Here is a 10,110-nt window from a genome sequence, read left to right on the forward strand (position 1 = left end):
CTTAAAAAGGGGGACTTTTGAATGATTTAGATCCCCCGCCGATTTCCCCTTTTTTAAGGAGTAGGGGGGATTGATGAGTACCTAAAATTACAACCATTGGCTTTTCAAACACCCGCTTAACGAGTAGCTGATGAGTGAGGTCTGGAAATTTTGGTGCTTGTCAGTGAGGGGGGTGCCTCTGAGGGCGGCCTATTCAGCGCTTGAGTTTGAGCATCGGCTTCAATCACATTTTCTAAGTGGCGCTGTAGGGCTAAAAACTGAGCAGCATAGCGATCGCGAAAGGGGGCTGCTGAAATATCTACGGTTTCAATGATGCGACCCGGTTTATCGCCAATAACAATCAGCTTTTGACCCAGCAAGATGGCTTCTTCGACGTTGTGAGTAACCAGTACCATTGTCGTAGCGGTATCTGCCCAAATAGTCGCCAAAAAAGCTTGAAGGCGTCGCCGTAGCTGAACATCTAAAGCCGAAAACGGTTCATCTAATAGCAGCACGTCTGGCTGAACGGCAATCGAGCGGGCGATCGATACCCGTTGTTTCATGCCGCCTGAAAGCTGCTGGGGATAGAGTTTGCGAGCTGGGAAAAGACCCACCTGCTCAAGCACCTCTCGCACCTGAACCTGATACTGGTGAGGCTTTTTGCCTCTGACCTTAAAGCCAAAGCCAATATTTTGCTCTACCGTGAGCCAAGGATAGAGAGTGTTTTCCTGAAAGACTAAGCCAATTTTAGGCGTAATTGCTTTGAGCGGCACCCCGTGAAACAATACCTGTCCGTGGGTTGGGGCAATAAAGCCACCTAAAAGCTTGAGCAACGTTGATTTACCGCCACCTGACTGCCCTAAAATCGTGACGAAATCTCCTGGCGCTACGTCTAGATTGACATCAGCCAGGATAGGAACGCTGGGCGAACTGCCGGAAAACCGTTTTGTCAGCGCTTGACAAGCCAGAATGGGAGCCGCTGCTAGGGGAGAAGCGGGGCGATCGCGCGTTGCCATAGCTCAAACCTGCCACCAGAAAAATTTCTTTTGAATGTATAAGAGCAAGCGATCGACGGCAAAACCGGTCAGACCAATGATGCAAATCCCTAGCAAGATCAAATCGCTGTTAAAGAGATTGCGGCCTGTCATCACTACGGTACCTAATCCATCCCGCAAGCCTGTCATCTCTGCGGCCAAAACCGCCATCCAAGCGGCAATAAAGTTGAGTCGCAAGAGGGTAAAAACGCCCGGTAACACTGCCGGAATAATCACCCAGCGCCAGCGATTAAAGCGTCCGCCGCCTAAATTTTGAGCCGTCATTAACAAATTTTCGGGAATTCGCTTGATTTCGGCTACTGTGGCAATCGTTAGGGTAAAGAACACCCCCATAAATACTATAAAAATAGCGGTTAAATTACTCACCCCAAATACCACTAAAGCCAGCGGTACCCAAGCGATTGGGGCAATCGGAGCTATCAACCCCAAGAGGGGCAAAATGAACAGCTCTGACCACTGCGAAAGACTGATCAAAAGGCCACAAACAATAGACCCGATAAAAGCCGCTGTCATCCCCAGCAATACCCGGATCAAAGTAACGATCACGGACTGGTAAATAGAAGCTGACTGAGCGCCTAAGCCCACCTTAAAATCATTTTCAAACAAGACAGGCAAAAACTGAGACGGTGGCGGCAGCACCTGAGTAATGGGATTTGCCGGATTGTGACCGATTCCCTCCCACAGGCCGATGAATCCGGCACAAGAGATAACCCCACAGGCGATCGCCAGGATTGAAGGTTGCCACGCTTGCTGATCGGGGGGCTTAGCCATTTACTGCTCTAATCCCTGGACAATAGCGGTATCGAAAATAGCTGTCGCTGGTACATCTGCTTCAATATATTGCAGCTCTACCATTTTATCGACCACCGTTTGAACGGCGGCTAAATCGGGGGTAAAGCTAATAGGGGCTGGTTGAGTTTGAAAGGCCGTTAACAAGACCTCGTCTTCAACGCGGTAGTAGTTGCCATTGCTCAACCAGGCGATCGCTGCTTCTGGATCGGTGTTGATGATTTCAGCGGCACATTGCAACCCTTTGAGATAAGCTTCTACCACTTCTGGTCGCTCACTCAGCGTTTGCTCTAACACGCTTACCACCGTATTAGGCGTCGTAGGTGACCACACCTCGGCGTTATCGGTTAAAACGGTGGCTTTGTTCTGGCTAACAAACTGAGTAGTGTAGGGTTTAATATGGCTTAAAATGTCTACTTCGCCAATGCGAAAGGCATCTACCATAGCTAACAAATCGTCAAAGTAAACCATTTCAAATGCCTCTGGTGAAATGCCTGCCGCTGCAAAGGCATCTACCAAAATTAGCTCTAAAGTATCTCCTCGTAAGGTGGCAATTTTTAAAGTAACTTCTGGATTAGCCGAGACAAAATCAGCCAATTCGGCAACAGACTCAACTCCATATTCATTACTAATAATGACCTGCATAACTCCCCAGCCACCAGCGGCTGAAATGGTCTTAATCGGTACACCACTATTGGCCGCAAAAAACGGTAGCGTAAAGGGGTTAGTGCTAAAGTCAATTTGCCCGCCCGCTAAGGCGGCATTGTTATCACCTGGATTGGTGAAAAAGACTGTTTCTACTGCTAAGCCGTTTTCGGCAAAACAGCCCGATTCTACACCGACAAATAAAGGAGCCATGTCTAGGGCTACTAAGTGCCCCGCCTTAACGGGAATTAGCTCTGCTGTCGCTGGCGATTCTGCATCAGCAGGCGTTTCAGCAGTTTCGGAGGGGGCACAGGCAACCCACAACCATCCACTAGCAGACAGAACTAACAGTCGTTTGAGCAGTTGGCACGGGGCGACCATGACAGTGACCTCAACGGCGAATCAATGGCGAACACAGTCTTGCGAACTCGAATCAGGGAACCTACTGACATGAGGTTAAATGACTCAATCAGCACATACTGTAGCTGTGGTCACACCTTCAGCAAAAAGAAAATTAATAATGTTGCCAAATCAGCAAAAAATTAAGATTTAGTTGCGGATTGCTTAACCAGGCACCCAGGCAAAGCGACCTGCGGCTGATTTAAGCAAGGCTAACAGGCGTCGCCTGATAAAGCTGAGCAGAGTGGCCAACCCAGCCCAGTACGCCGCCTTCAGATTGGAGAATGTGAATAGTGGCGTTGTGATCGTGGGGGGTAAAGGCGGCGCAGCAATCTTCGAGTAGGAGGCAGTAATAGCCCAAATCGCTGGCGTGGCGATAGGTGGCTAACACACAGCACTCGGTTGTTACCCCAGCGATGAGCAGGTGGGTAATTTGGGCTGCCTGCAAGGCTTGGTCAAGTGCGGTTTGGACAAAGCAAGAGTGGGCGGGTTTGTCTAATTGCCACTCTGTAGGTAGCGGTTGGAGTTCGTCGATGATGCGGGTTCCGGCTTCACCCTGCACTAAAAACCGTCCCATCTTGCCTAGCTGACCAATCGGGGAACCGGCGTTGGCGTAGCGAGTTTGTTTGCTAGGGGAGAGATCACCTAAATCGGGGGCATGGCTTTCACGGGTAAAAATGACTTTAACCCCGGTTTGCCTTGCCCAGCTTAGCAACGTTTGAATGGCCGGAATGATGGCGCGAATTTGGCTCAGATCTAGGTCTAACGCGCTGCCATTGAACCCATCGGGATGACAAAAATCATTTTGCATGTCAATGATGAGCACAGCCGTTTGATTGAGGGGAAGTTCAAACGGATGGGTGTACGTTTTGACTAAAACCATAAACGCCTCAATTGAGCTAGATGAACTGTATCTTTTTAAACTCAAGGCTGCAACTCTAATTTTGATCAATTTTGAGTTTCAAGCATAAGCCTGATAGAATCACCTCTAATTCATTTTTTGCTAATACGATGAAGTGGGATGAATCGTTTAGGTGTTAATTCTTTAGAGTTGGCAGATGAGGTATTTTTGAGCTTATGACAACTCATCATCACCGTCCGGAAGCAGAAATTGCGCTGCGCGTTAAAGCGATTGAATCTTTGCTGATTGAGAAAGGCATTGTTGACCCGGCTGCGCTAGAGGCCATCATTGAACACTATGAACATCAGGTTGGGCCTCACATTGGAGCCAGGATTGTGGCTAAAGCGTGGGTTGACTCGGCGTTTAAGCAGCGTTTGCTAGCCGATGGTACCCGTGCGATCGCTGAGTTGGGGCTAACGGGCTTTTCTAGCGAACATATGGTGGTGGTGGAAAACACCCCTGACGTGCATAACCTGATTGTCTGTACGCTGTGTTCTTGTTATCCCTGGGCAATTTTGGGCTTGCCGCCAACCTGGTACAAGTCGTTTGCCTATCGTTCACGGGCGGTTATCGAACCGCGAGCGGTTTTGGCCGAATTTGGCTTGGAACTGCCAGAAACCGTTGAAGTGCGGGTTTGGGACAGCAACGCCGATCTGCGCTACCTGGTTTTGCCAGAGCGGCCAGCGGGTACAGCCGGATGGTCTGAAGCGGAACTGGCGACCCTCGTTAGCCGCAACGCCATGATTGGCACTGCCCAGGTGCAGGCTCCTGATTCGGTAGTGCCTGTAACGCCTGAGGAGTTAGCGCTATGAATGGGCCTCACGACATAGGAGGCATGCAAAGTATGGGGGCAATTCCCCTAACTGAGCCTGAAGCGGTTTTTGCAAGTGAGTGGGAGGCGAAGGTGTTTGCTATGAGTTTTGCCACCTTTAGCAATTTCTTTCCGGTGGATGAAACGCGCCATGCCTCAGAACGCATGCCCCCTGGTGAATATCTTAGTTCTAGCTATTACGAACGCTGGCTCTATGCGCTGGAGCTTTTGCTCAAAGAGCACAACCTGGTGTCGGCTGCTGAAATTACCGCGAGAATAGCCCAGCTTCGGCAAGGGCAACTTTGAGCAAATGCCTGTATTATTTTCCTGCCATGGCAATACAAACAAGCAATCAGTGTATGACGGCAGCCGCCGCGATCGCCCTGCTAAAAAATGGCCTCAACTCTCGCGTAGAGAGTGATTTGCCGCCTCAGTTTCAGGTAGGCGATCGGGTGCGGGCGAAGGTTATGCATCCCAAAACCTATACGCGCTTACCCACCTACGTTCGGGGCAAGGTGGGCGAAATTGTGAAAGATCATGGGGTGTACGTGTTTCCAGATACGGTGGGGCAGCGGCTGACAACCAAACCGCAGCATGTCTACAGCGTTCGCTTTGCAGCCCAGGTGCTCTGGGGTGAAGCGGCAGCGGCAGGCGATGCCCTTTACCTCGACTTGTTTGACGACCATTTAGAGCCGCTATAATGCTTGCTGCTATGCCTTCATCCCTGCCCAATCCTCTACCTTCTACCTATTTGTCTGCCGAGACTGAACCTGTGTTTCAAGCCCCTTGGGAAGCCAAGGCGTTTGCTATTGTCAACCAGCTAGCGGCCACTCAGCGCTATAGCTGGGCAGAATGGACAAATTGCCTGGTACAAGAAACGGCGGCGGCTGAGGCTGAGGCCAACGATGCCCGAACGTATTACGAACGCTGGGTGGATGCCTGCCAAAAGCTGTTGATTCAAAAAGGCATTCTCGATGCTGACGCCATCGACCAAAAAATGGTAGAGCTAAGCAGCGATCAATCGCCGCTCAATTCTAAATCGATCGCTGATGGCTGAACCAACAACCGTTTAGCTGAGTGCCTGCCGCGCCGTTTCCTCAATTTGCTGAGCGGCGGCGGCTTTCCGCTCACTGTAGCGATCGGTAAGTTCGTCTACGTGTTCTCGCAGCAGGCAGGTAAAGCGGTAGAGTTCTTCCATAACGTCTACGACGCGATCGCGGTAAGCAGACGCTTTCATCGTGCCGTCTTCGTTAAATTCTTGATAAGCCTTAGCCACTGAAGACTGATTAGGAATAGTAAACATCCGCATCCAGCGTCCTAGCAGTCGCATTGTGTTGACAGCGTTAAAAGATTGGGATCCGCCAGAAACCTGCATCAGTGCCAGGGTTCGTCCTTGCGTAGGGCGAACAGCGCCCAGACTGAGCGGTATCCAATCAATTTGCGTTTTCATCAGGCCAGAAAGGTTGCCGTGTAATTCGGGGCTAGACCAAACCTGTCCTTCTGACCAGAGGGATAGGTTGCGCAGTTCTTGCACTTTGGGGTGAGTGTCGGGTTCAGCCCCGTACAGCGGCAGACCCTGCGGATGAAAGAATTTAACTTCCGCACCAAAGTTTTCAATAATGCGGGCGGCTTCTTCAGCCAACAGCCGACTGTAGGAACGCTCTCGTAAAGAGCCGTAGAGAAAGAGAATTCGGGGTTTGTGGTCAAAACTCATACAATTACTGGGCAGAAGGCGGAGGGCAAAAGGAATGGTTTTCGCTCAGTAGGGGGCAACTCTGTGAGTGGTTCAAATCTAGGCTGGAGCAGCTAGGGGCGATCGCTAGAACCGGGCTAGACTGAGGTTTGTTCCTGGCTGAGTTGGCTGATTAGCGCTATTATCCGCGCTTTGATTTCGTCGCGCACTTGGGGAAAAATTTCTGGTTGCTCAGCCGGATCGTCTAGCTGCCAATCGTCGAAATATTCGCGAGTCAGCCATGCTGGCGGCAGGTTGACACCGCAGCCACACAGAGAAATAACGGCATCAAAATTTTCTGGTTGAAAATCGCTGAGGGCTTTGGAGGTTTGATCGCTGATGTCAATCCCGACGGCTTGCATAGCGGCGATCGCTTCTGGGCGCACCTGGCTAGCTTCTAGCCCAGCGCTCGTTACCGCTAGCTGATCGGCTCCTAGGGTTTTGGCAAAGCCTTCTGCCATTTGAGAGCGAGCCGAGTTTTTTTTACACACAAACATGACGCGTTTCATAGAAAAAAACCTCTGCAGATATCTTTTCAAACATTCGCTAAGGCCAGTTTTAGCCCAAAGGACGGGCACAGCGAGGATCAAGTAGCGTTGCTTTTTCGGGTTCGCGGGGAAACCAGAAGGCTGTTCGCTTACACACTTCTACCAGCAGCAGCATGAGCGGCACTTCAATTAACACCCCAACGACGGTAGCCAAAGCTGCCCCAGAGTTGAGGCCAAACAGCGTTACTGCCGTGGCGATCGCTACTTCAAAGTGATTGCTGGCACCAATTAAAGCGGCGGGGGCAGCGTCTTCGTAAAACAGCTTTAGCTTTAGCGCCGCTACGTAGGTAATGAGAAAAATAAAGTTAGTCTGGATAAACAGCGGCACTGCGATGAGCAAAATGTGCAAGGGATTACGCACAATCAGGTCGCCTTTGAAGGCAAAGAGCAGCACCAGGGTAATTAACAAAGCTGCGATCGCAACTGGGCTGAGGTACTGCAAAAAGACATTATCGAACCAGGCTTTGCCTTTATGGCGCAAAATCCAGGTGCGTGAAATTGCCCCAGCCAATAACGGCAATCCCACATAAATCAGCACTGACAGCACAATCGTTTCCCAGGGAACCGACAGGTTGTTGGCCGCTAGCAACCAGCGCCCCAACGGTGCGTAGAGAAACAGCATAGCCAGCGAATTGATCGCCACCATCACCAGCGTGTGCCCCTGATTGCTAAAAGACAAATACCCCCACATCAGCACCATTGCCGTACAGGGGGCAATGCCTAGCAAAATAGTGCCAGCAATATAAGCATCCGCCAGATCGATAGCTCCCCCGCGAATCACTTCGCTGCCTGCTAGCAGGGGGCGAAACAGCCAGCCTAAAAAGAACTGGGCAAATAGCACCATCGTAAAGGGTTTGATCAGCCAGTTGACAACCAGCGTCAGCAAGACGGGTTTGGGGGTCTGAGCCGCTTTTTGGGCTTGGCCAAAGTCAATCTTCACCATGATGGGATACATCATGAAGAACAGACAAATAGCAATGGGAATAGACACCTGATAAAGGCTCAGCGCATCTAGCGTGACAGCAATGCCCGGAAACAATCGCCCTAGCAAAATGCCAACTACGATGCACAGTGCCACCCAAAGGGTGAGATACCGTTCAAAAAAGCTAAGCTGCCCCCCGGCCTGAACAGCTTTAGCATTAACGTCGGCGGGATTGGTGGTCATGGCGTTTTCTGCAAGTTCCTTTGTCTGTACGGCTATGAGTGGCTCAATGCTTACTGCTCAAGCTGTGTGAGTTTTTCTAAAGTTAAATTAGTGGGCGCTGCCCCATCAAAAACGGTGCCTGCAATGCGCTGGTCATAGCGCCTCAAGATAGCGCTATACGCTTCTGAAGGTAGGGGTGTATAACCAACGGTGCGAGCCAAAAATTCAGCGTTGGTCAGATAGTACAGCACAAAGTCTTGTAAGCTGCTGCTGGCTTCTAAGTGCTGCTTGTTGACATAAATGAATAAAGGGCGAGTCAGGGGACGATATTGACCACTGCTAACCGTTTCAATTGAAGGCTCTACTGGGCCACTGCCGTTATCAATTGCAAGTGCTTTGAGGGTGCCCTGGCTTTCTTGGTAGTAGGCAAACCCTAAAAAGCCTAGAGCATCTGGATCGGTGCGTACAGCTCGCACAATACGGGCATCGTCTACCTCATCGGTGTAGTCTTTGCGGCTGACGCCTGACTCGCCAATAATGGCTTCTGTAAAGTAGTCGTAGGTGCCGGAGTCTACATCGGCACCGTAAAGATTAAGCGATCGCGCTGGCCAGTCAGGGCGAACCTGTTGCCAACGCGTGAGTTGGCCTTCAGCGTCGGGTTCCCAGATGGCGGCTAGTTCTTCAACTGAAATCGTCTCAGCCCAATCGTTATCTTCATGCACAATCACGGTTAAAGCATCAAACGCCACCGGGAGTTCGAGGTATTCAACCCCGTTTTCAGCACAAACGGCCATTTCATCGCTCAAAATAGGCCGTGAAGCCCCGTTAATATCTGTTTCACCTGCGCAGAACTTACGAAAACCGCCTCCTGTGCCTGAAAATTCTACTGAAATAGCGGGAGCAGCTTCGCTCCGCTCAAATTTCAGTTCTTCAACTACTTCGTTGCTGAGGGGGTAAACCGTACTTGAACCATCAATTTTGATGGCTGTTTGATTGGCTGTTGTGGGTGTTTCGGGCGATTGAGTGGTCGTCGTCTCAGGAGCGGGCGCTGAGCAACTCACTAGAAAGCCCAAGCCAACTGTTAGTACAAAGCCTGGATTAATGCTGCCGTTCATAACATAATCACTGACTCATTAGATTTCACTACCTTTATCATTTCAAAAAAAGTTGATTTGTCAAGCAGAGAATTATTACGCTTTTGAAAGCGTATATCAAACTTAATTGTTCTATGGCTGGGGTGGACAGACTCTAGCAGGCAGCAGGGGGCTGAAGCGGCGAAACTCGGCTAGGTATTGCTCAATTAAAATAAATTGAGGCAGGTTGAGGCTGTAATAAATCCAGCGACCTTCTTGCCGTGAATTGATTAAGCTGGCTGCTCTCAGGCTTTTGAGGTGAAAAGAAAGCTTAGATTGAGCGACGTCAAGGCGATCGCATAAGTCACAAACGCACAGTTCTTGTTCTCTTAGCAGTTCAATCACTTGAAGCCGCAATGGGTCGGATAGGGCTTTGAAGCCCATAACAATTTCTGTTGATGCAGTTTGAAGCGTTTTAGCCATCAATTTATTTGAAAGTCAGGCTGCTTTTGCAGTTTAACAAACCCTGGGATGGCTTTGTGGTTTCTGGCTATTGGCGGCTATGAAAGGATCACAATTTGAGCAATTGGCGTTGAGGGGTCTGAAAGGTGTTGCTTTTGATGAAGCAGATGGACAATCTGATCGATGCTGAATACACTAAACGAAAGCAGTTGTCTGGTGATGGCTTGCGTTGGCACCTTGAAAAGTAAATATTTGCCGTAATTTTGTTTCATGGGTTTAGAGTCGCGGCGCGAGTGGGGAGCTGTTTTTAGCCAAATGAGTCAAATAATGAGCCAAAGGCTGATGGATATTGGGTTTTGGCGTTTTTGCTGTTTGGTGGGTTCCGCGCGATCGCTGTAACTCTTGTGTTTCAATAGTTTCAATGATTTGCTCAAATGGTTTGATGGGCTGAAACGCTGTTTGAGTCCTCAAATTTCTGGGGTTCGCGCAAGTGGAGTTTGAAACGGGCATCAGCTCTATTGTTCAAACAACCGCCGTCGCAACCCCCAATTACCCCGCAAGGGGATTGAAAC

Annotated in this window: 13 protein-coding genes; 4 read left to right on the forward strand and 9 right to left on the reverse strand. The window is 50.0% G+C overall.

Annotated features, from left to right (window positions below; translation table 11 throughout):
• Positions 1-116: 116 nt before the first annotated feature.
• From ACTS3T_RS13710 to ACTS3T_RS13725, 4 genes are all read right to left on the reverse strand, one after another.
• Positions 117-995 carry an ABC transporter ATP-binding protein gene (locus ACTS3T_RS13710; protein WP_377963134.1) on the reverse strand — a complete coding sequence of 293 codons (879 nt, stop codon included), beginning with the start codon at positions 993-995 and terminating at the stop codon, positions 117-119.
• 3 nt (positions 996-998) lie between these two features.
• On the reverse strand, positions 999-1,805 hold the full coding sequence (locus ACTS3T_RS13715) for an ABC transporter permease (protein ID WP_377963132.1): 807 nt from the start codon (positions 1,803-1,805) through the stop codon (positions 999-1,001).
• Positions 1,806-2,849 (reverse strand): ABC transporter substrate-binding protein, encoded by a 1,044-nt coding sequence (locus ACTS3T_RS13720; protein ID WP_377963130.1) that lies wholly within the window; start codon positions 2,847-2,849, stop codon positions 1,806-1,808.
• Between the two features lie 220 nt (positions 2,850-3,069).
• On the reverse strand, positions 3,070-3,795 hold the full coding sequence (locus ACTS3T_RS13725) for a cysteine hydrolase family protein (RefSeq protein ID WP_462935216.1): 726 nt from the start codon (positions 3,793-3,795) through the stop codon (positions 3,070-3,072).
• A gap of 149 nt (positions 3,796-3,944) precedes the next feature.
• On the opposite strand from ACTS3T_RS13725, the gene nthA reads away from it, so the two are divergent.
• The 4 genes from nthA to ACTS3T_RS13745 are packed head-to-tail and all read left to right on the forward strand — an operon-like array spanning position 3,945 to position 5,636.
• Positions 3,945-4,580: a nitrile hydratase subunit alpha gene (gene nthA / locus ACTS3T_RS13730; RefSeq protein WP_377963126.1), complete on the forward strand. Its 636-nt coding sequence runs from the start codon at positions 3,945-3,947 to the stop codon at positions 4,578-4,580.
• Positions 4,577-4,885, forward strand: coding sequence for a hypothetical protein (locus ACTS3T_RS13735; RefSeq protein ID WP_377963124.1), 309 nt, complete (start codon positions 4,577-4,579; stop codon positions 4,883-4,885). Before nthA ends, ACTS3T_RS13735 begins: the two co-directional genes overlap by 4 nt.
• A gap of 26 nt (positions 4,886-4,911) precedes the next feature.
• On the forward strand, positions 4,912-5,280 hold the full coding sequence (locus tag ACTS3T_RS13740; RefSeq protein ID WP_377963122.1) for an SH3-like domain-containing protein: 369 nt from the start codon (positions 4,912-4,914) through the stop codon (positions 5,278-5,280).
• An 11-nt stretch (positions 5,281-5,291) separates the two neighbouring features.
• Positions 5,292-5,636, forward strand: a complete 345-nt coding sequence (locus ACTS3T_RS13745; RefSeq protein ID WP_377963121.1) for a nitrile hydratase accessory protein — start codon at positions 5,292-5,294, stop codon at positions 5,634-5,636.
• Between the two features lie 12 nt (positions 5,637-5,648).
• On the opposite strand, the gene arsH is transcribed toward ACTS3T_RS13745, so the two are convergent.
• The 5 genes from arsH to ACTS3T_RS13770 all read right to left on the reverse strand — a co-directional run bounded on the left by arsH (position 5,649) and on the right by ACTS3T_RS13770 (position 9,559).
• Positions 5,649-6,293: an arsenical resistance protein ArsH gene (gene arsH, locus ACTS3T_RS13750; protein WP_377963120.1), complete on the reverse strand. Its 645-nt coding sequence runs from the start codon at positions 6,291-6,293 to the stop codon at positions 5,649-5,651.
• Positions 6,294-6,409: 116 nt separating this feature from the next.
• On the reverse strand, positions 6,410-6,820 hold the full coding sequence (arsC, locus tag ACTS3T_RS13755; RefSeq protein WP_377963118.1) for an arsenate reductase, glutathione/glutaredoxin type: 411 nt from the start codon (positions 6,818-6,820) through the stop codon (positions 6,410-6,412).
• Positions 6,821-6,869: 49 nt separating this feature from the next.
• The gene (gene arsB / locus ACTS3T_RS13760) at positions 6,870-8,024 is read right to left on the reverse strand and encodes an ACR3 family arsenite efflux transporter (RefSeq protein ID WP_377963116.1); all 1,155 of its coding nucleotides are present in this window, start codon (positions 8,022-8,024) and stop codon (positions 6,870-6,872) included.
• Positions 8,025-8,074: 50 nt separating this feature from the next.
• Entirely contained in the window at positions 8,075-9,118 is a 1,044-nt protein-coding gene (locus ACTS3T_RS13765; protein ID WP_377963114.1) for a PstS family phosphate ABC transporter substrate-binding protein, read from the reverse strand.
• Positions 9,119-9,229: 111 nt separating this feature from the next.
• Positions 9,230-9,559, reverse strand: coding sequence for an ArsR/SmtB family transcription factor (locus ACTS3T_RS13770; RefSeq protein ID WP_377963112.1), 330 nt, complete (start codon positions 9,557-9,559; stop codon positions 9,230-9,232).
• Positions 9,560-10,110: the final 551 nt, after the last annotated feature.

The sequence above is a fragment of the Almyronema sp. genome (assembly GCF_052168255.1).
GTDB classification, from domain to species: domain Bacteria; phylum Cyanobacteriota; class Cyanobacteriia; order Phormidesmidales; family Phormidesmidaceae; genus Sphaerothrix; species Sphaerothrix epifaneia.